Annotated in this window: 17 protein-coding genes; 5 read left to right on the top strand and 12 right to left on the bottom strand. The window is 37.9% G+C overall.

All coding sequences use genetic code 11. The annotated features are described in order from the left end of the window. Window positions 1-71: 71 nt before the first annotated feature. The 3 genes from G3I01_RS10915 to G3I01_RS10905 all read right to left on the bottom strand — a co-directional run bounded on the left by G3I01_RS10915 (window position 72) and on the right by G3I01_RS10905 (window position 5,030). Window positions 72-2,138 (bottom strand): thrombospondin type 3 repeat-containing protein, encoded by a 2,067-nt coding sequence (locus G3I01_RS10915; protein WP_219547781.1) that lies wholly within the window; start codon window positions 2,136-2,138, stop codon window positions 72-74. A 77-nt stretch (window positions 2,139-2,215) separates the two neighbouring features. Continuing rightward, window positions 2,216-3,610: a hypothetical protein gene (locus tag G3I01_RS10910; RefSeq protein ID WP_219547779.1), complete on the bottom strand. Its 1,395-nt coding sequence runs from the start codon at window positions 3,608-3,610 to the stop codon at window positions 2,216-2,218. A 409-nt stretch (window positions 3,611-4,019) separates the two neighbouring features. Next, window positions 4,020-5,030, bottom strand: a complete 1,011-nt coding sequence (locus G3I01_RS10905; protein WP_219547777.1) for a LuxR C-terminal-related transcriptional regulator — start codon at window positions 5,028-5,030, stop codon at window positions 4,020-4,022. Window positions 5,031-5,410: 380 nt separating this feature from the next. Here G3I01_RS10905 and uvrA point away from each other — a divergent pair, with 380 nt between their 5' ends. The 4 genes from uvrA to G3I01_RS10885 all read left to right on the top strand — a co-directional run bounded on the left by uvrA (window position 5,411) and on the right by G3I01_RS10885 (window position 14,424). After that, entirely contained in the window at window positions 5,411-8,242 is a 2,832-nt protein-coding gene (gene uvrA, locus G3I01_RS10900) for an excinuclease ABC subunit UvrA (RefSeq protein WP_219547775.1), read from the top strand. 9 nt (window positions 8,243-8,251) lie between these two features. Further along, window positions 8,252-8,941, top strand: coding sequence for a TIGR00730 family Rossman fold protein (locus tag G3I01_RS10895; RefSeq protein ID WP_219547767.1), 690 nt, complete (start codon window positions 8,252-8,254; stop codon window positions 8,939-8,941). Window positions 8,942-9,018: 77 nt separating this feature from the next. Next, complete coding sequence (locus tag G3I01_RS10890; protein ID WP_257710564.1) at window positions 9,019-11,829, top strand: metalloprotease; 2,811 nt, start codon at window positions 9,019-9,021, stop codon at window positions 11,827-11,829. A 195-nt stretch (window positions 11,830-12,024) separates the two neighbouring features. Next, complete coding sequence (locus G3I01_RS10885; RefSeq protein ID WP_219547765.1) at window positions 12,025-14,424, top strand: alpha-ketoacid dehydrogenase subunit alpha/beta; 2,400 nt, start codon at window positions 12,025-12,027, stop codon at window positions 14,422-14,424. 72 nt (window positions 14,425-14,496) lie between these two features. Here the strand turns inward: G3I01_RS10885 and G3I01_RS10880 are convergent, their stop codons facing one another. The 4 genes from G3I01_RS10880 to G3I01_RS10865 form a co-directional block, all read right to left on the bottom strand. Continuing rightward, window positions 14,497-15,069 carry a hypothetical protein gene (locus G3I01_RS10880; RefSeq protein WP_219547763.1) on the bottom strand — a complete coding sequence of 191 codons (573 nt, stop codon included), beginning with the start codon at window positions 15,067-15,069 and terminating at the stop codon, window positions 14,497-14,499. Window positions 15,070-15,107: 38 nt separating this feature from the next. After that, entirely contained in the window at window positions 15,108-15,671 is a 564-nt protein-coding gene (locus G3I01_RS10875) for a hypothetical protein (protein ID WP_219547761.1), read from the bottom strand. Window positions 15,672-15,754: 83 nt separating this feature from the next. Beyond that, window positions 15,755-16,594, bottom strand: a complete 840-nt coding sequence (locus G3I01_RS10870; protein ID WP_219547759.1) for a 1,4-dihydroxy-2-naphthoyl-CoA synthase — start codon at window positions 16,592-16,594, stop codon at window positions 15,755-15,757. A gap of 109 nt (window positions 16,595-16,703) precedes the next feature. Then, a complete protein-coding gene (locus G3I01_RS10865) occupies window positions 16,704-17,108 on the bottom strand; it encodes a DUF2059 domain-containing protein (RefSeq protein ID WP_219547756.1) in 405 nt (134 codons plus the stop codon). 149 nt (window positions 17,109-17,257) lie between these two features. Here G3I01_RS10865 and G3I01_RS10860 point away from each other — a divergent pair, with 149 nt between their 5' ends. Next, window positions 17,258-17,710 (top strand): hypothetical protein, encoded by a 453-nt coding sequence (locus G3I01_RS10860; protein WP_219547754.1) that lies wholly within the window; start codon window positions 17,258-17,260, stop codon window positions 17,708-17,710. Here the strand turns inward: G3I01_RS10860 and G3I01_RS10855 are convergent. The 5 genes from G3I01_RS10855 to G3I01_RS10835 all read right to left on the bottom strand — a co-directional run bounded on the left by G3I01_RS10855 (window position 17,704) and on the right by G3I01_RS10835 (window position 22,406). Next, window positions 17,704-18,540 carry a S1-like domain-containing RNA-binding protein gene (locus tag G3I01_RS10855; protein ID WP_219547752.1) on the bottom strand — a complete coding sequence of 279 codons (837 nt, stop codon included), beginning with the start codon at window positions 18,538-18,540 and terminating at the stop codon, window positions 17,704-17,706. The genes G3I01_RS10860 and G3I01_RS10855 overlap by 7 nt on opposite strands. Before the next feature lie 99 nt (window positions 18,541-18,639). Continuing rightward, on the bottom strand, window positions 18,640-18,984 hold the full coding sequence (locus tag G3I01_RS10850; RefSeq protein WP_219547750.1) for a DUF2853 family protein: 345 nt from the start codon (window positions 18,982-18,984) through the stop codon (window positions 18,640-18,642). A 66-nt stretch (window positions 18,985-19,050) separates the two neighbouring features. Then, window positions 19,051-20,784: a 2-succinyl-5-enolpyruvyl-6-hydroxy-3-cyclohexene-1-carboxylic-acid synthase gene (gene menD / locus G3I01_RS10845; protein WP_219547748.1), complete on the bottom strand. Its 1,734-nt coding sequence runs from the start codon at window positions 20,782-20,784 to the stop codon at window positions 19,051-19,053. A gap of 50 nt (window positions 20,785-20,834) precedes the next feature. Next, window positions 20,835-21,983, bottom strand: a complete 1,149-nt coding sequence (locus tag G3I01_RS10840) for a chorismate-binding protein (RefSeq protein WP_219547745.1) — start codon at window positions 21,981-21,983, stop codon at window positions 20,835-20,837. Beyond that, window positions 21,984-22,406 carry a hotdog fold thioesterase gene (locus G3I01_RS10835; RefSeq protein ID WP_219547743.1) on the bottom strand — a complete coding sequence of 141 codons (423 nt, stop codon included), beginning with the start codon at window positions 22,404-22,406 and terminating at the stop codon, window positions 21,984-21,986. Window positions 22,407-22,509: the final 103 nt, after the last annotated feature.

Raw genomic sequence — 22,509 nt, 5'->3', positions numbered from 1 at the left:
TATTATATATCTCTGTTTTTAAGATATAAGAGTTAAAACCGGCTGGAAAACTAGCCGGTTATTATTTATAATTAATCTTCTTCTATACCACAGGTAACAGCATGTACTATGATCCAGAAATCTCCATCTGTATTATTGAAATCAAATGTGTATTCTGTTACATCAGCACTTACTTCTCCATTTCTATTGTATTGTCCTGGAGCCTTAGCTGTATTTCCTGAAGGTTGATCCTCAGATAGATTAACATGTAGCTCATCAAATGAGTAGCCACTGAAAATATCTATATCCAGTTCTACGTCTCCATCACCATTTAAGGTTACCGTTGCATCTCCAACGTGAGTTCCTTTAGAAGTATCATTTTGTCCTGCACCTGCCCAAATCTTAAAGGTTTGAGAAGTACCATCGGCATCATCAAATAATTCTGCCCATCCCCATCTGTTTACATTATTAAAGGTGTTGATAGGAGTGTCTCCAAACATAAAGGCGGTTTCACATGCCCCTTCTCCGTCAGGATTTTCACAGTCATCAGGAATTCCGTCTCCATCTGTATCTACCGTGTCGTCTCCGTCTTCACAAACATCACAACCATCTGGCACTCCATCGGCATCTACGTCGGCATTATCATCAAAACCTGGACATACATCACAGCCATCAGGCACTCCATCTCCATCTTCATCTGCAGTATCATCGTAGTCTGGACACGTGTCACATGCATCTCCAACGCCATCTTCATCAGAATCAGCCTGGTCTGCATTAGCAACATCTGGACAGTTATCGCAAATACCTCTCACTCCATCTCCGTCAGGATCTGGTTGATCAATACATGGATCATTTGGACATCCAAAGAAGTCTGGCTCTCCAAATTCATCAACACATTCATCACAGGCATCACCTACTCCATCACCATCGCTATCTGCCTGGTCCTGGTTTGAAGCCTGAGGACAATTGTCACACGCATCTGCATAACCATCTTCGTCTGTATCTATATTATCATCTCCTTCTGCACATTCATCACAGCCGTCTGGCACACCATCTTCATCAGTATCTATGGTATCATCAAATCCCGGACAGATATCATCGCAATCTGGAACACCATCCTGGTCTGTGTCTATTTCACAGGTTGGATCTCCTCCACCTGGACAATTCAGGAAGAAATGCATATAATCTACAGTACTGTCATCTCCATCTTCATCTAATAAAGCTTGAACTTGATTCCATGATAAATAACCCGACTGAGTTACATCTGGTGCTTCTCCATAGTATCCATCCCAGTCTTCCAGAGTAATCTCATAATATAAATATGGAGCATCTGGATTCTCAGAATCACCTGCCGGAATAGGTAGACATAATGGATCTGCATAATATGTTTCTCCGTCTAAACCTGTTACAGGCATTTTATCCATGTAAATAGAAGTGTAAAGCGACTCATCGGTTACCGGATTATCTTCTGCTTCTTCTCCTGAATACGCATAAAGGTCGAAACTATAATTAGCTACATAATCTCTACCACCTTCAGATATACAGAAGTTTGCAAAAACACAGAATTCATAAAGAGGAATTGGATTAATATCAAAGAATAAATATCCATAAAGATTTACATCCCTATCATCATAACAAATCACATCAACATTTACATAATTCTTAGAACCTGCTCTTAAAGTAAATGTATTGGAAAGTGGATCTGATACAAATTGCGCATACTCACTTCCTTCTTTTGGTGCTACCCAAATTGGTACTCCGGGAGCTCCATCTACATCATTCCATACTACGAAATCTGTTAAGGTTACAGAAACAGTAGTTTCACCTGAAGGAATCGGAATTTCCAATGCATCATCGTATGCAGTAAAAAGTCCCTGATCATCCTGTAAAATATCTACTACAACCTCAACTGGAGTGTTAGATTCTCCATAAGTTAATCTGATCTGTGCATAAGCTGGATCATCGGTTGAGCATTCAGGAACATCTTGCTCCTGTTGGCGGCTTTGATTTGCCAAATTTTCTAAAACTGGCCCAAGATATAAGCTAGCTACATCATCGGAAACCTCTCCGTTTCCCGGAACTGTTTCATCCTTGGTACAGGAAGAAAACAGTAGAAGAAAAATGGCGAGGTATGCCATGTAATTTTTGATTGTTCTCATATTAAAATATTTACGAATGGTTAATTAATATTTAAAATCCCGAACCCTTGAAAAGGGCCGGGATTTGTGTTTTTTTCTTAGTATTCCTCGAATTCACCACAGGCTACTGGTTCGCCCGGTGCGTATTCTCCATTTACATCCTTACCATGAACTACAACGGTCCTATCTTCCAGATCCTGTAAGAAGAAACCAGGAATGGTTTCGGCATAATTAAGGAAAGATACTCCATTGAATAGCTGAGCTACAGGGAATCCTCCTTCGTTATAATCCAGAGCCACGGCTACCGGACCATAATCTCCACAAGAAGCGTTCTCATGAATGTGTTGCGGATGCATTTCACCTACTTTAAGCCCGAATAAAGAAGTTACGGCTTGCAATACAGTTCCATCTAATGACAGATATGCAAATCCTGCTACTTCATCTTCATCATCAAGATATTTGATACAAGCTTTATATCTCTTAGCATCTGGCTGACCAAATGGTGGTGGCACTCCATCATCACAACCATATTGGAAATGGTAGTAATCTAAAGTTCCATCTTCACCAAAGAACATTTTGATCTCAGTTACAGAAATTGGTCCTTCGGCAAATACTATATCATCTCCATCATATCCAGGAGTATCAGATAATAATGTGATCTCTACATAGTATTCTTCCTCATTATCATCTACATCAGGTCTGTCTGGTAAAAAGAAACATAACGGATCTGAATAAGCTTCGCTGCCTTCTCCTTCTACTATGTTCTGTAAACCGGTATAAATAGGATCTCCTTTTTCACCATCATTGCTTTCCCATACGTTCACGCTGTAAGAGGCTACAAAATGTCTTCCTTCTGGAGTACAGTAGTTTCCGAAAATACAGAACTTGATAAGTGGAATTGGTGTAATGGTAAAGAATTGATAACCATATAGATTCACATCACGGTCATCATAACATATAACGTCTACGTTTATATAATTTTTAGATCCAGCTCTTAGATCGAAAGTGAAATTTTCACCAACAGGCTGGTCTACAAAATCTGCAAATTCGCTACCTTCTATTGGGGCGACCCAAATAACCTCGCCTGGGCTTCCACCATCATTGGTCCACACCACAAATTCTGTGAGAGTAACCGAAACGGTAGTTTCACCTGAAGGGACTGGAAGTTCCAGATCTTCTGAGTAAGCTGTGAATAAGCCCTGATCATCCTCTAAAATAGGTACTATGATATTCTCTTTTGGAGTATCATCTGGTCCGTAAATAATGGATAACTGGGCAAAACCAGGAGCTTCATCAGAACATTCAGGAATGTCCTGTTCTTCTTGTTTAATCGCCGCCCTGGTTGCGGGGTTATTCAATAGAGGCCCTAATTGAAGTACAGCGGTTTCTGACGACGCCGGACCATCATTTGTTCCGGGTTCATCCTTACTACATCCAGCGAGTATCAGCACGAAGACCGCACAGAATGCCAGATAACTTTTAATGTTTTTCATAATGATAAAGTTTTGGTTAATAAAATTTAGAATGGTTAATAAACTATTTTCAACACCCGGTATCTGGCAGATCTGCCAAATAGGGTCTAGGGATCAACAATATCGATTCGGGGAAATTTTTAGATTTGGTTTTAAGTAATTTACGCTTTCATATTATTCAGTATTGGTTAATAATATTTAGAATGGTTAATAAATATATACATACAGACCTTCCCCATGGGAAGTAGTGTAACAGATCAGTAAATTGTAGTGATTTGGGGGGTAAGGATAACTTCAGACAAAAAGCTTTAAGGTTATTACCTTTTATCAGAATCACAGTAAATGTATGAAACTAACTTCGTGATAAGCATGGGGGAAAACCCGTATAATAATCAAATAACCCCCTATTTAACAGATAATTATACCTTGTCTAGGATTTCGGGAGATCCACTAAATTATGGTTAATTGCGTAGATTATACTCTCCAAAATAGTTTCTGAATTAGTTCTCTTAATAATATTAGATCTATGCTTTTCTATAGTTTTAGGTGAAATGAATAAAGCATCTGAAATCTCTTTCGTTTTATAACCTTTACATAATAAGGAGATGATCTCCTTCTCTCGTTTAGTAAAACTGAATTCTGCCAACTCACTATTCTCCTTAAAACATTTTTCCACCTGATCTGCGTGACTTCCTATACTCTCATCCATTGCGTGCTCATCTCCAGAAAAATCGATCATCATTATAAATTGGTCTGTGATATTGCGGCTAAGTTTGGAGAAACTGATCTTGGCATTTCTTAGCTTGTCATTATTAATAAGGAGAGATGTGGTAGTCACCGCCTTCATATGCTTGCCTCTGGCAAAATTTCTAAGGCTGGTTTTAACTTTTGCTTTATTTTCAACGTTCACGAAATCAGTGAGTCTTAGACCATCAGTATTTTCTAAACGAAAGGTTTTTTTAAAGGAATCGTTCATCGCGATAATATTATTCTGTTGTAATAGAACGATAGGCTGAGTCATAAGATTGAAAAGTCCCATAAAGCAATCATGCCAGTAATTAAAACTTTTCGACTTATTGTTCTTGAGAATGTTAGAAGCGATTAGCTCTACGCTCATCTTTTCGGGTATGTATTCATCTATGATAGATTTATACCTTTTAGTTAAGGCACCCTTCTCTTTATCTTTGAGACGAACCATCAGGAAACTTTTTGTCAGGAAATGGGTGGATTTAAAATTCTTTAGATTCCGAAAATCTGAAGCTTTATTGTAAGACACTTTATCAAAGAAAATAATATCGGGTAAAAGAGAAAGCGCGATATTATAGGCTACATGTATAGATTTCTCTGAAGTGACCTCATAGCTTACGCTTAGATGCTCAATTAACTTATTTACAAAATCCTGATTCCTGCTAACAATGAGTAGTTGTTTTTTTTCCATCATCAAACGGCATTAAAAACTAATTAATAATTTTTTCAATACAGGGCATGCATTACAGACATGAATTAATGTCCTAGGCATTCATAGGAAAAAGATCTGGGAAAGTGTTTGTGGGAGATTCAAATATAGGTGATTTCCCCCATTACAGTGAAAAAAAACAAGTAATATTATCCTGACATTCAATAAGTTAAATTAAAGTTTAATGGCTGATTTTAAGACTTAAAATCCTTGGCCAACTTTTGATTTCTTCAACTAATTTCCGCCGTTCTTTTAATAATATTAAAGCTTACGGCAAAAAATTACATCAACCTTAACATCAGTAGATTGACAATAGCTTTTTATATATAATTACAATAAGTAACTTTGCCACCTTGAAAAAATTTATGGCAAAAACTGAAGATAGAATTGAAGTATTAGGCGCCCGAGTCCATAACCTAAAAAATATTGATGTTAATATTCCACGGGAGAAGCTTGTGGTAATTACAGGCCTTTCCGGATCTGGAAAATCATCATTGGCATTTGACACTATTTATGCAGAAGGACAACGGCGTTATATAGAAACATTTTCGGCTTATGCGAGACAATTTCTGGGAAGCCTCGAACGGCCAGATGTGGATAAAATTGATGGCCTCTCCCCTGTGATTGCTATAGAACAAAAAACAACCAGTAAAAATCCCAGGAGTACGGTTGGTACAATTACAGAGATCTATGATTTTCTCCGTTTACTTTTTGCCAGGGCTGGTGAAGCATATAGCTATAATACAGGCGAAAAGATGGTTAGTTATACAGATTCCCAGATAAAGGAATTAATCCTTGAAGATTTTAAGGATAAAAAAGTAAGTATTCTTGCGCCCGTGGTAAGAAGCCGAAAGGGTCACTACAGGGAATTATTCGAGCAGATCGCAAAACAAGGCTTTATCAAGGTTCGAACAGATGAAGAGGTCGTGGATATCGAGAAGGGAATGAAACTGGACAGGTATAAAACCCACGATATCGAAATTGTTATTGACCGGCTAAAAATAGAAGAAAAACCAGATTCAGATAAGCGTTTAAACGAAAGCATTAAAACCGCCATGTATCATGGGGATGATACGCTTATGATCCTTGAACAGGATACCGGAAACATCAGGTATTTCAGTAGAAACCTAATGTGTCCTACCACAGGAATAAGTTATCCTAATCCTGAACCAAACAGTTTCTCTTTCAATTCACCCAAAGGGGCGTGCCCCAATTGTAATGGTATAGGAAGTCTTTACCAAGTGAATATCGATAAGATCATACCGGACAAATCTTTATCTATTAAGAATGGTGGACTTGCGCCTCACGGGCCTCAAAAAAAGAACTGGGTATTTTCTCAGTTGGAATTGATAGCTGAAAGATTTGAGTTTAAATTAACCGACCCAATCAAGAAAATTCCACAGGAAGCACTCGATATGATCTTGCATGGCGGGAAGGAAAAATTTTCGCGTGAATCTAAAGCTTTAGGTATAACACGCGATTATAAAATAGATTTTGAAGGAGTCGCGAACTTTATTGAAGCTACTTACCGTAATAATGATTCCTCTTCTTTAAGACGCTGGTCTAAAGAATATATGGACAAGGTAACCTGTCCAGAATGTGAAGGTTCAAGGCTTAAAAAAGAAGCTTTATACTTCAGGATCTACAACAAGAATATTTCAGAACTTTCTCATCTTGATATTACCGACCTATTTGAATGGTTTGAAGGCATTGAAAAGAACCTTTCTGAAAAACAATTACAAATCGCGGAAGAGGTAATAAAGGAGATCAGGACAAGACTACAGTTCCTATTGGATGTTGGTTTAACATACCTTAACCTTAACCGTAGTTCTAAATCACTTTCTGGTGGAGAAGCTCAAAGGATTAGACTTGCTACCCAGATTGGCTCCCAACTGGTTGGTGTCCTGTATATACTTGATGAGCCTAGTATTGGTTTGCACCAACGGGATAATGAGAAGCTCATTAATTCACTCGAATCCCTTCGAGATATAGGAAATACCGTAATCGTGGTAGAACACGATAAAGATATGATAGAGCGGGCAGATCATGTGATAGATATAGGTCCTAGAGCAGGAAAACATGGAGGTGAGATCATTAGTGAAGGAACTCCTGCTGAACTTATGGAGCATGATACTTTAACTGCTGATTATCTTAGTGGTAAGAAGGAGATCCCGGTTCCAAAAGAGCGCAGAAAAGGGAACGGTAAGAAAATAGAATTAAAAGGAGCAACGGGTAACAACCTTAAAAAGGTTAATATAAGTATTCCTCTGGGCAAGATGATCGCGGTTACAGGAGTTTCTGGTAGTGGAAAGTCCACTTTGATCAATGAAACCCTCTATCCTATCATGAACGCGCATTATTTTAATGGCGTTAAGAAACCTAAACCATATAAGAGCATTAAAGGTCTGGACCATATAGACAAGGTAATAGACATCAACCAGAGCCCTATTGGTAGAACGCCAAGGTCGAACCCGGCAACATACACCGGTGTTTTTTCAGAAATAAGGAACCTTTTCGCAAAAACTCCGGAAGCCCTTATTAGAGGATATAAACCGGGAAGATTTAGCTTCAATGTCAAAGGCGGAAGATGCGAGACCTGTAAAGGAGGTGGATTAAGAGTCATAGAGATGAATTTCCTACCCGATGTTTATGTAGAATGCGAAACCTGTCAGGGAAAAAGATTCAATCGGGAAACCCTTGAAATACGTTATAAAGGAAAGTCTATTGCAGATATTCTGGAAATGACCATCGATGAAGCGACTCCTTTTTTCGAGAATATCCCGAAAATTTTCAGGAAATTAAAAACAATTCAGGATGTAGGATTGGGCTATATCAGTCTGGGTCAGCAATCTACAACCCTATCTGGTGGTGAAGCCCAGAGGATAAAGCTGGCAACTGAACTTTCCAAGCGTGATACTGGAAATACTTTCTATATATTAGACGAGCCAACCACGGGACTTCATTTTGAAGATATCCGTGTATTGATGGAAGTTCTAAACACCCTGACCAATAAAGGGAATACCGTTCTAATTATTGAACATAATATGGATGTGATCAAAATGGCAGACTATATTATTGATATTGGTTATGAAGGCGGAAAAGGTGGCGGTGAAGTTGTGGCCACCGGAACTCCAGAAGAGATCATTAAAAACACAAAAAGTTATACTGCAAAATTCCTTAAAAAGGAATTACACTAATTAAAAAGAATGAAGACACAAAATAGGAACAAAGCCTGGAATGAGATAAAAACAAATGATTCCTGGGCGATCTTTAAGATCATGGGCGAATTCGTAAATGGATACGAAAAATTAAGTCAGATTGGCCCCTGCGTTTCAATTTTTGGTTCAGCCAGAACCAAGCCAGATATGAAATATTATAAACTGGCAGAAAAAGTAGCTAAGAAAATTGTTGACCATGGTTATGGCGTAATTACCGGTGGTGGTCCCGGAATCATGGAAGCAGGAAATAAAGGAGCTCACCTAGCCGGAGGAACTTCGGTTGGACTAAATATTGAACTTCCGTTTGAACAGCATGACAATCCCTATATAGACAATGATAAGAGTCTGGATTTCGATTACTTCTTCGTAAGAAAGGTAATGTTCGTAAAATACTCTCAGGGTTTTGTAGTGATGCCTGGAGGATTTGGAACTTTAGATGAGTTATTTGAAGCTATTACACTTATACAGACACATAAGATCGATAAATTCCCTATTATCCTCGTAGGTAGTGAGTTCTGGGGTGGACTCGTAGACTGGATCAAAAGCACTCTACTGGATAGCTTTCAGAATATTAGCGAAGCAGATATAGATCTGGTCCAGGTAGTGGATACAGAAGATGAAGTAATTGAAATACTTGATCAATTCTATGGCGAATATAATCTTAGTCCTAATTTCTAGTTAATTGGGCTATTGAAGGAATCAAAGTTTGATTATATTTAGCCCTGATTGCTTATCAGTTCTAAATCTATTACTAATTGAAACACCTTCAGTCTTTCCTGATATTTTTACTTTTTTCAGGATGTCTTTCTGCTCAGAATGCCATCGATGTGAGCGCACGCCTTATCGATAGCATTCATACGATTAGTATAGACCAAAATATCAAGTTTGTAAATACCGAAAACAGGGAATTGGTAACGATTTACCTGAATGACTGGAACAATGCTTTCAGTACCAAAACTTCAGCATTAGCAAAACGTTTCGCAGAGGATTATGCGAGACGTTTTCATTTTGCGAAAGATCATGAAAGAGGTCACACCACTATTAATTCGATCAGGGATTCCGAAGATCTGGACCTGGATTGGGATAGGCCGGGAAATGTCGTGGACCTACTTAGAATTAAACTTAAGCAACCCCTGAAACCGGGTGACTCCATAAGCTTAAATTTAAAGTATGACCTGAAAATTCCCGATGATAAATTCACCAGGTATGGCCGTGATGATGAAGGTAATTATAAGTTAAGATACTGGTACATGGTGCCTGCACCTTTAGATAATGGCTGGAAACTTTACAGCCATAAGGATCTGGGAATGCAATATGTAAAACCATATAGCATCAACGTAAAGATTGATGTTCCTACGGAATACTATGCAGCGTCTGGCCTTAACCTTACCCGTACCCAGACCAGGCAGGGCTTTAAAACCATTAATTTTGAAGGAAAAGACCGAGTAGACAGCGAATTTTACTTAACCAAATCTTTTATTTTCGAATCTATTAGCGCAAACGGAAATCAGGTGATCACTAACATTCGTGATGAAGATATCCAGTTTGATATTAAGAATACACTATTAGAACGAACTGTTGGCTTCCTTGAGCAAAGACTCGGTTCGTATCCCCATAAGAACATTTTTATTACCCAGGAGGATTATTTGAACAGTCCTATTTATGGCCTTAACCAATTACCAAGCTTTATTAGGCCATTCCCAGATGGTTTTCAATATGACATCAAACTGTTCAAAACCATTACATCCAATTTTTTGAAGAACACCATTTTTATTAACCCCAGACAGGAAAAGTGGGTTACAGATGCCATAATGGTTTCACTTATGATGGATTATGTAGACACTTATTATCCTAATATGAAACTCATTGGTAGCCTTAGCAAGATCATAGGGATTCGCTGGTTCCATTTAGCAGATCTGGAATTCAACGACCAATACCAGTTTCTTTATATGAATATGGCCAGGCTCAACCTGGATCAACCTCTAACTACGAGCCAGGATTCTTTGGTTAAATTCAATAAGAACATAGCAAATGCCTACAAGGCTGGCGTTGGATTAAAATACCTCGAAGAGTTCCTTGGCGACGAATCTGTAAATCAATCTATTTCTGAATTCTACAAAAAATATAAACTTAAAAGGGTTACCGATGAAGACTTTGCGGAAATTCTTCAGAAAAACGCCAAGAAGGATATTTCATGGTTTTTTGATGACTATGTAAATACAAACAAAAAGATCGACTTCAAGATCCAGAATGTCGAAAAACTTGAGGACTCCCTGAAAGTTACCATAGAAAACAGACGGAATAATTCTATGCCTGTTAGTTTGTACGGGCTTAAAAACGGCAAGGAAGTTTATAAGACCTGGGTAGAAAATGTGAGGGACACCATGAGTGTTACCATCCCGAAAAAAGACATAGAGCGACTGGCACTAAACTATAACCAGGAGATTCCTGAATTTAATCAGCGAAACAATTATGCCGGTGTTACCAAACTATTGAACAAACCTATCCAGTTTAGACTATTACAGGATGTGGAAGATCCAAGGTATCACCAGATATTCTTTATGCCAGAGTTCGATTATAACCTTTATGACGGTGTGTCGATTGGTCCCAAATTATATAATAAAACCATCCTTAACCGAACTTTTAATTTCGCGATTTCACCGAAATACGGCTTTAATAGTGAGACCCTTGTGGGATCAGCTTCCATATATAATGCCCATCAATTTGAGAATAAAGAGCTATATGGGATTTACTACGGAATTGGAGGAACACGTTTCTCCTACGGCTATGGCTTGTTTTATGAGAAGTTTACCCCATTCCTGAGCTTTGCATTTAGAAATTCATACTTGAGAAGTAACGAACGCCAAAGGTTGCTTCTTAGAAATGTAAATGTGCGCAGGGATCAAAATTCTGAAGCACCATTACTTCAACCAGACTACAATGTCTTTAATGTAAATTACAGCTATAGCAATCCTAATTTCCTGAAACATTTGACCGCTTCTTTTGATTATCAGCTTTCAGATAAATTCAGTAAAGTGGCTATTACGGCGGAATACAGGAAGCTATTTACCAATAATCGCCAGATAAATCTAAGGTTTTTCTCAGGAGCATTTCTTTACAATGACGCCAGGTCCAACGATTATTTCAGTTTTGCTCTGGACCGACCCACAGATTATATGTTCGATTATAATTATTATGGCCGTAGCCAGGGTAGCGGTTTATTCAGCCAGCAGATCATTGTTGCAGAAGGTGGATTTAAATCCCAATTGCAGCCAGAATTTGCCAATGAATGGCTAACAACTGTTAATGCCAGTACAAATATCTGGAATTGGATCTATGCATATGCAGATATGGGAGTTGTTAAAAATCGTGGAGAAAAAGGCGAATTTTTATACGATTCAGGAATCAGGGTGAGCCTGGTGCAGGACTATTTTGAACTGTTCTTTCCTGTTTATTCGAGTTTAGGCTGGGAAATAGGACAACCGGATTATGATCAAAGGGTTAGATTTATCGTAGCACTGGACCTGAATACCTTAATAAGGTTATTTACCAGGCGTTGGTATTAAGCCAGAAATCTAATTATTAAATTATCCCTATCTCAATTTCGGTATTATCAACAAATTCGGAATACTGAACTCTTTAATTCTAAAATAAATAACAAATAAAGGTTAAAATTACATTATTATCAATTTTAGCTCAAAAATTTGAATTGTATTTAATCATACTTTTCGTTACATTTGTTACCATCCAAAAATATGTTCATGCAAAGCGAAACACAAACTGAAAATTCAATTTCATTTGATGAATTCAAGTCTCAGGTGCTTAAAGATTACAGAACAGCTGTTACCAGCCGGGAATGTAGCCTTTTAGGCCGAAGAGAGGTGCTTACCGGGAAGGCGAAGTTCGGAATATTTGGTGACGGAAAGGAAGTACCGCAATTAGCCATGGCAAAAGCTTTTAAAAATGGAGATTTTAGATCTGGATATTACCGTGATCAAACCTTCATGATGGCAATCAATGAACTTACACCAGAACAATTTTTTGCCGGCCTTTACGCCGATACCAATATAGAAAATGAACCAATGTCTGCAGGACGCCAGATGGGCGGTCATTTTATGACCCATAGTCTGGACGAAAATGGAGAATGGAAAAATTTGATGGAACAGAAAAATTCCAGTTCAGATATTTCTCCTACTGCCGGCCAAATGCCTCGCCTGCTTGGTTTAGCCCAGGCTTCCAAGATCTACCGAAATGTGGATGGAATAGAGGCAGCTAAATTTTCTGAGAATGGAAATGAAGTGGCCTGGGGTACCATTGGTAATGCAAGCACCAGTGAAGGTCATTTCTGGGAAACCATTAACGCGGCGGGTGTATTACAGGTGCCAATGGTTATGAATGTCTGGGATGACGAATATGGAATCTCTGTACACGCAAGACATCAAACCACCAAGGAAAATATTTCCGAAATTCTGAAAGGATTTCAGAGAGATGAAGAAAATAAAGGATATGAGATCCTGGTTGTAGAAGGTTGGGATTACCCCAAACTTGTAGACACTTATGAAAAAGCTTCAGCATTTGCCAGAAAAGAGCATTGCCCTGTTCTTATTCATGTGATCGAATTAACTCAACCACAAGGACACTCCACCTCAGGATCCCACGAAAGATATAAATCTGAAGAAAGACTTAAGTGGGAGAAAGAACACGATTGCAATCTTAAGTTCAGAGAATGGATCATAGAAAATGATTTTGCTACCGCAGATAAACTGGACGAGCTTGAAAAAGAAATAAAAAAAGAAATAAGAACGGCCAAGCATAATGCCTGGACCGCATATTTAAACCCTACTCTTTCCAAACGAAAGGAATTGGTGAAACTTCTGGAAGATGTTGCTAAGGCAAGTGCTAATGGAAATTTTATCAAGTCTATCAAAAAAGAGGTTGCTGGAAATAAGGAACCTTTGAAAAAGGATCTGGTTTCGGCAGGAAGAAGATGTCTTAGATATTTGATCGGTGAAGAGTCTTCTGAAAAAGCTGCACTAATTAACTGGCTAAATGATTTTTCTGAACAGGCACATGATGATTATGCGACCTATTTATATAAAGAAGAAGATACCCAGGTAGAAATCCTGCCAGATTATGATGAGGAAGCTGAAGAAGTTGACGCGAGAATTATTTTAAGAGATAACTTCGATGCTATTTTTAGTAACAGACCAGAGACGTTGATCTTCGGAGAAGATTCAGGAGAGATCGGAGATGTTAACCAGGGACTGGAAGGACTTCAGAAAAAATTTGGAGAATTTAGAGTTTCTGATACAGGAATTAGAGAAGCCACTATTCTAGGACAGGGAATTGGAATGTCCATGCGTGGCCTTAGACCTATCGCTGAGATCCAGTATTTAGATTATGTAATGTATTGCCTGCAGGGAATGAGTGACGATCTGGCTACTGTACATTATAGAACAAAAGGAAAGCAAAAGGCACCGCTTATTGTTAGAACCCGTGGCCACAGGCTGGAAGGTATCTGGCACAGTGGTTCGCAAATGGGAGGACTTCTAAATCTTCTACGAGGAATGTTTGTACTTGTTCCCCGTAATATGACAAAAGCTGCAGGGTTTTATAATACACTTTTAGATCTCGATACTCCTGCCCTTGTTATTGAATGTCTTAACGGTTACCGCTTAAAAGAGAAATTACCAACTAATCTAGGTAAATTCAAAACGCCGATAGGTGTGACTGAAACTGTTAAGGAAGGAACTGATATCACTTTGGTTTCGTATGGATCTACCTTGAGAATTGTAGAGGATGTTGCCAGGGAACTACAGGAAGTAGATATCAATGCCGAACTTATCGACGTACAATCACTTCTACCATTCGATATTAATCATGATATTGTGAAGAGTGTAGAGAAAACCAATAGATTACTGGTTATAGATGAAGATGTGCCAGGAGGAGCTTCTGCATTTATATTGCAAAAAGTCCTTGATGAGCAGAATGCCTACAGGTTTTTAGATAGCAAACCACAAACTCTTACTGCTAAAGAACACAGACCGGCATACGGCACAGATGGGGATTATTTCTCAAAGCCCTCACCGGAGGATATCTTCGAAAAGATTTATTCAATTATGCATGAATCTGATCCAAATAAATATCCCAAGCTGAGATAATTTTTAAGTTAACCGAAAATAAAAAAGCCATGATGTAAAATTCATGGCTTTTTTTTAATAATGTATAATTCACTATTCAGTTACCTGCGTATAAAATAAACCAGGACCATCGCAAGTATCCCAGTCATTTTTTAGAACCCCCTCGTCCTGCTCGGTTATGAATAAATATTCTTTTCGGCTATAGCAACCCGATATAATATCTATATCTTCTGGTGTAGCTTCCCCCTCGTAATCTATATTGAAAGCGTAGGTTTCAAATTCAGTTCCAGTAACATTAAAAACACCTTCGATCTTTAGAGTATCATTATCCTTTATTCTAACCTTTAAGACGGTCATATCTTCACTAAAAATATAGGTGTCCTGGTAAAACATATCTTCTCCTGTTGTTTCACAGGTTTCAGAAGTTTGACAGGTCATTTTAAACAGCTTCCAGGTCTGAGGTAGATCAATCTCTACCTCTACATCTTCTGGGCTTTCATCTTCTACATTTGTATCCTCTACATCTTCTTGGCTTTCATCCTCTACATTTGTATCCTCGGTGAGTTCAAGTTCTTCAGAAGGTGCATTATCTATACTTAATTCTTCGTGGCTTTCCGTACAGGAAATACAAGCTATGACGGTAATCAGGCAAAATAGTTTTTTCATAAAAATTGATTTGACTAGTTGGTTACAATTATCTTTTATTATTCCCAGTTGAACTCTGTAATTTGAAATCCACGGAAACAATCATCAGCACAACTATTATCCCTATAACCGCAAATACTAATTACTCCTGAATTGAAAGTATCAAAATATATGGTATTCTCAGTTTCGTCAACTACAAGATATTCGGACAAACAAGTATCATAAAGTTCATTGATCGTCAAGGTTTCGGCACCATTCTCATGAGAGTTGAGGTCAGAAGAACTTTCCGAGTAACTTTCAATGATTTCAATATTCTGTTCACCATTCACATAGGTTACCCTTCTGGATTCATATTCCCGACTTACCACTTCGCCTTCTTCTACCTGAATAATGGTTTTATCTTCAAATCCATTCCAGAATTTAGTTTCAGTAGTATAATTGTATGAGTCACCCATTTTATTTTTCAACTCTTCCCAGGTATCTTTACTTGTATTATAGGTAATACCACTCTCTCCAGATATTTCTGTTTCCAGGTTAGCTGAAGATTCCTTTTCACATGAAAAATAGAAAAATCCCAGTAATAAGATGCTTAGCACTTTAACTTTAGAGGTAAGTTTGAACATTTGAAAATATTTTTTTAATTCTAACCGTTTCTTATTGATTAGATGTAAAAAATCACCAAAAGTTGCGTTCTTACCTTAAAAAGTTATGGTATCCATTTTTTCTCAAAGTTTGGCTTACGCTTTTCAAGGAATGCATCTCTACCCTCTTTGGCCTCGTCGGTCATGTAGGCCAGCCTGGTAACTTCACCGGCAAATACCTGTTGCCCTACCATTCCATCATCAGTAAGATTCATGGCGAATTTCAGCATTTTAATAGAGGTAGGTGATTTTGCCAGGATCTCCTGTGCCCATTCATAAGCGGTATCCTCTAGCTCATCATGAGGGATCACAGCATTTACCATTCCCATTTCGTAGGCTTCCTGTGCAGAGTAATTTCTACCAAGGAAGAAAATCTCACGGGCTTTCTTCTGTCCTACCATTTTAGCGAGGTAGGCAGATCCATAACCAGCATCAAAACTGGTAACGTCTGCATCTGTCTGTTTAAAGATAGCGTGTTCCTTACTTGCCAGAGTTAGATCGCAGACCACATGTAGACTATGACCTCCACCTACAGCCCAACCGGGAACCACACAAATTATAGCCTTAGGCATAAACCTAATTAATCTTTGAACTTCCAGAATGTTCAACCTGTGATAACCATCTTCTCCCACGTATCCCTGGTGTCCCCGGGCTTTTTGATCTCCCCCACTGCAGAAGGCCCATTTTCCGTCTTTTGAAGAAGGTCCTTCAGCAGATAAAAGTACAGCTCCAATAGATGTATCTTCATGTGCATCATGAAATGCATCCAGTAATTCTGAAGTTGTTTTAGGCCTGAAGGCATTGCGAACATCAGGACGATTGAAAGCGATTCTGGCTACGCCATTATATTTTTTATAGGTGATATCCTCGTATTCCTTTACTATTTTCCAGTCAATTTTGGACATGATTCTAATTTTGTAGTAAAAATAGAGTTTTCATTCCATTTCGGAAAAGCATCATTAAAAAAGCCTGCCGTAATTAAACAGGCAGGCTATAATTTTTATGGGTGATGATCTATTTTGTGTATTTGGCTATTAAAGGTTGTAATTCCATTCCCCAAGCCTGGCCTATTTCCATTCCTTTTTTAGTGAGTTCAGGAGTAACGGCAACCATTTTCTTGCCTACCGGAGTGTCGTAAAAAGCTAATATCTTATCCAGCTCTTCTTCCGTGAAACTTTCGGTATAAACCGTAGCCATTTTTTTGTACAGTTCTTCTGTGCTTTGCGCCAGGTCCTTTTTAAATGCTTCCCTGTTCTCTTCGGGTACCATTTTCACTAAAGGTTCTGTCATAATATCAAATTGCTGCCCGGAGGTTAATTCAATTAATTTAATTGCCTTGGTCTCAATAGAACTTGATTGCTGTGCAAAAGCAGTAAAACCAATACTTACTAGTGCAATCGTAAAAAGTAGTTTTTTCATTATTGTCTTTTAGGTAAAATCTTAAAAAGCTAAAGTAACCGTTTCCTCTAAAAAACCCTGAAGCAAAATTTTTTTTCCTTAATTTTATATTTCTATAATTATCTATTCAGGTTTGCACTGTTTTTGATAAATATTGAAAAAATCATAAAATGAAATTAAGCTTATCTATATTATTTCTACTTCTAAGTTTCGGCTTACAAGCCCAGGAATACTGGGATAAGAAAGATTTTGAAATAAGTAACCGAAGTATTGATAATACCTGGAGGGAGTTTAGTTTTACCTGGCAACAGCAATCCAGTTTCAATTTACCAGATGGATCTTTTCTTCATTTAAAAGATCAATTTCAGAGCGAAGAAATAGATATGCTGGCAGTTATTGATAAAACAAATAGAAATAGGGTTCAGAGAGAAATAGATCTGGGCTCTCCATTACCTCAAAGAAAGGAAAAGGAGAAAAAATTATTTGAGATCTCTGGAGATTTTCAAAGAAGGGATCCAAATGATAATTTTATGAATCCCTATTATTCAAACCCTTTCATGAACAATTACAATCAAAGAGGTTTTAATACCAGGATATATTCTCCTTATCGCTATGGTTATTGATCTTTAAGATGTATCCCGTCTTCCTTGATCTCGATTAACCGTTGTTTATAAAGATTTCCAGCAGCTTTTTTAAAGCTCTTTTTACTCATCTGAAGCCTATTCTTAATTTCTTCTGGAGCAGACTTATCTGAAATATCCATAAATCCACCAGCAGCTTTTAACCTGTCGAGGATCTTTTGCGCGTTTGGTTCGATACTGCGATAGCCAGGCCTTTGCAAAGTAATATCTATCTTATTGTCTTCTCTTATCTTTTTAATGTAGCCAGTAACAGAATCACCTATCTTAAGTGGTTTGAAAACTTCATCGTGGTAGATCAATCCTAAATGCAATTGATTCACAATTACATTATGCCCTAGATCTGTCTCGTTACTTACCAGTAACTCTACCTGTTCAAAGGGTTTTACAGTTAGTTCTGAATTATCAAGAAACGCATGAACTTTAGAGGAAGCCGCGAGTCTACCGGTTTCCAGATCCAGATAGCAAAACACTAGATATTCGCTACCCGTCTGCATCGGGATGACCTGCTCTTTAAATGGAACGAAGAGGTGTTTCTCTAATCCCCAATCCAGAAAGGCTCCAAATTTATTTACTTCCACACAGGTCAGTTTTCCAAACTGATCAAGCTTGATTTTTGGTTTCAGGGTAGTTGCTACCGGCCTTTCTTCATGGTCCAGATAAACAAAAACCTCGATCTTATCATAGACCATCCAGGTTTCAGGCACATACTTATTGGGTAGTAGAACCTCATCCCCTTCTTCATTCTCAAGGTAAATACCGTGATCAGATTCTCTGATTATTATCAAATTATGGAACTCTCCTAATTGGATCATATAATAAAAACTTTAGCTTACAAAGATAGTCTTAATCATAAATAAAAAAATCCGTTTAAGGGATTATCCCAAAAACGGATTAAATTGTAGAATTCAATATTATTTATAAAGGCTTTCCTTCCCGAAATGCTTGGTTAGCAAATAGTAAACTACTACTCTGTATTTATTTCTGTTTGATTTACCATATTTTTCCAGAACCTGATTTACAGCCTCGTTTACTTTAGACTCATCGTCTACCCCCAGCTTTTTCATCACAAAATTCTTTTTCACCGTTTCAACTTCAGATTCACTGGAAGACGAAACAGTCTCCGCGTCTGCATTATAAATGCTTGGCCCCATTGATTCTGCGATCTTTCGCACAAGGTCTACATCAGGATTAGATTCTCCAACCTTAGATCTAAGATCATCTAAATATTGTCCTACTTTTTCATCAAGTTTACTCATAATTCTTTTTTTTGATTAAACGATCAAAGATAAGGATTATGAATCTTAAGAAATGTTAGACGATGCTTAAGATTTCATAAAATTGAAATACTCGAGTAAAACCTCATCATTCAGTTTTCTAGGTGTAAAAATTTCCAGAAGTTTTGGCCGGTCTGATTTTTCAAAGAATCCTGTTAAGTTATTTTGTAAAGTTTCTTCTGAATCTGCTTCGGAATATTCAATATTGTACAATTCGCAAAGCGGCTTTGCTTTCATATCATGAACCGTCTCAAAATATCTGTCAAAATTTTCTGAATTCTTATTCCCGGGTAAGATCCTGAAAATACCACCCCCTTGATTGTTAAGTACTACAATTCGGAAATTGGAAGGTATATGGTTATTCCATAAAGCATTACTGTCATAGAAAAAACTCAGGTCTCCGGTGATCATTAGTACAGGATCCATGCTAATGGCCGCTGCTCCTACCGCCGTAGAAACACTACCATCTATACCACTAGTACCACGATTACAGAAGGTTTTAAGACTCGGGTGCCATTGGAAAAGTTGGGCGTACCTGATAGTTGAACTATTCCCAAAATGAACGATGGAATTTTGAGGAACCTCCGGAACTATTTGCTGCATGGCTTTAAGATCTGAATAAGGGATCTCTGCCATATACTCCTCATGTCTTTTCTGTCTTTTACTTTTAATCTCTTTCCAGAACTTACCATATTCACTTTCTCCAGTGGTGGTAAGTGGCAGGAATTCTGAAAGAAATGAGTTCACATCGGTTTCAAAATGCTTATTCAGGCAAAAGAAAGTATTGTAAGCTTTCTTTTGATCAACATGCCAATGGTGCTGCGGATTGTGATTCCTTAAAAAGGCTTTGATCTTCTTGGAGATGATCATGCCCCCAAAAGTCAGAAGAATATCAGGTTGCAGTTGTTTGAAGAGCTCTTTCCGGTTCTCATCTTTTTCTATCGGACCAATTAGCGTGTCTATCCTTGTGAAGAATTCCGATTGATGAAGATTGGAAGTCGTTTCAGTAAGCACAATTACGCTAGGATCTTTAGCCAGTTTATCCAGAAATTTCTGTTCTACTGCATTAGGTTGAGCTACCCCTACAATTACCATTTTCCTTTTTGCCCTATTCCATTCTTTAACGTAACTGCTTAATTGATTTTCAGAATAATGCCTTTCCTTTATTTCAGGGAAAATCTGCAATGGGCTTACTTCTATATTTTCAACGGTATCATATAATGGCTCATAGAAAGGTACATTTATATGAACTGGTCCTTTTTCTTCTATAGCCTTATTCAGGGCTAGATTTACCTCCCTTTCATTATGTTTCTGAGCTTCAAATTGCTTTTGTTGAAGCTTAGGATCTAAAGCTTCATTCTCTAAAACCAATTCAGAATATAGGTTGGCCGAATATAAAATGTGGTTCTCGAAGACATTCTTTTGCCTGATGGTTTGCCCATCCCCAATATCTATACGTTCTATTGGACGATCTGCTGAAATAACAACCAAAGGTATATCACTATAAAAAGCTTCAGCTATAGCAGGATAGTAATTAAGCAATGCCGAACCTGAAGTACAAACAAGTGCAACCGGCTTCTTCAACTGCTGGGCCATTCCCAATGCAAAGAAAGCCGCACAACGCTCATCTACAATGCTGTAAGCCTTAATATCATCATGATGGGTAAAACCTATTGTTAAGGGTGCATTCCTGGAACCTGGAGAGATTACCACGTGTTTTATATCTTTTGCTACGCAAAGAGCAACAACCGAGCGTGCAACGGGAATTTTAGAGTACTTCATAGAACTCCAAAATTACAATTTACAGGTAATTTCAGGGCTGGTTTTTGACCTTATTTAACAAGTACAGATTTCATGGTCTGTGATTTGTTCACGGTTTCCATCCATTCATCGGCAGCGTTGGAGTCTTTTGTAATACCTCCACCTACATAAATACGGGCATCACCATCCTTTAATTTCATACACCTAAGATTTACGAAAAGTTCAGTTTGCTTAGAAATAGATACAAATTGCTGGTTCTCCTGATTTCGTTGATTGGAATTTCTTTTATGTTCTGTCTTTAGGTTTAATTCTCCCAGGTAACCTGAATAGAACTCCCGGGAATGATCTTCATTTTTAAGAATAAAATCCAAAGCTTCCTGTCTTGGTAACCCGCAAACAGCTGGAGTTGGATGAATTGTCTCAATAAGATCTTTTAGATTTTCCGGATCCTTGAGATATCCAAAAATATCGGTGCATATATGGAGCAGGTTACCTGCCCTTGCTGAATAAGGCCTGGAAGTTTTAATATTTTCTACACCTGGAAGATCTTCTAATGATTCCAGAATATAATCGGTCACAAAAAGTTGTTCTTCAACCTCCTTGCTATCCCATTCTACATCTGTCTCTCCCTGGAAAAGCTGTGTCCCAGCAAGAGCCATTGTATTGAACCTATTCCTTTCTACATGCAGTAAGGTTTCAGGTGTAGCTCCAAGCCAGAATCCGGTCTCGGGATGAAACCAGAGATATACCATGGCACCTGGATATTTCTCCAGAAGATTTTTAAATATCCTTAATGGATCTGGATCAAGTACCTGAACTTTTTCAGACCTGGATAAAACCACTTTTTTAAAATGTCTCTGCCTGATCTCATCTATACCTTTTTGTACCAGATTCTCATGTCTCTTCTGGTCCTCCTCCATGTATTCAAAATCTACAGAATCAAGATTATCCTGATCAAAAGGCATACCCTCTACTTCTTCCACTAGAAAATCGTAATCTATTGTTTTAGATTTTCCAGCAGGAATTATATAGGAAACGTCTTCAGGATTAAATGGAGCAAAAACAAATCCGCTTTCAGAAAGATCACTCACCTGGTAATTTTCAGCATCAACCTGAAGCATAGCTTTTACATTATCTTCTCCCGGTTTCCTGTAAGCGACTATTGGCTTATGCTCTATATAATGAGCTTTAAGCTGGTTATAAAAATCTACAGAATCCATTTATTTCTTTTCTTTTGGCAGTGAGATAGTCGTAAGTTTTACGATTGAAATAAGGTTTGCAGCCTCATCGGTAATTCTTATTTCAAACAACTGGGTAGTTCTACCTTTATGAATAAAGGTCGCTTTGGCGAAAACCCAGCCTTCTTTAATACTTTTTAAATGATTGGCATTAATTTCAATCCCGCGAACAAAAAAATTCTCCCTATCCAGAAAAACATAGCTGGCCATGCTGCCCACACTTTCGGCAAGGGCCACACTGGCTCCCCCATGCAAAACTCCATCTGGCTGATGCACCCTGGAATTCACCGGCATTTTTGCTATTAAATAATCATCACCTATTTCTGTAAATTCGATTTCAAGAGTTTCCATCAGGGTGTTCTTGCATACCTTTTTGGATAACTCCAAAAGTTCTTCCTTCGTCATTATTTTTGGTTTGGTTATAGCGTAAAAGTACGAAACAGTTGTAACCTCTGGAAACAGCTAAAATTACAAACATGTTAAAATTTAATTTTATGAATTACCTTCT

Origin of the sequence: Gramella sp. MT6 (assembly GCF_019357415.1) — a bacterium.
Classification (GTDB): domain Bacteria; phylum Bacteroidota; class Bacteroidia; order Flavobacteriales; family Flavobacteriaceae; genus Christiangramia.
This window is presented reverse-complemented; position numbering and strand designations above follow the sequence as displayed.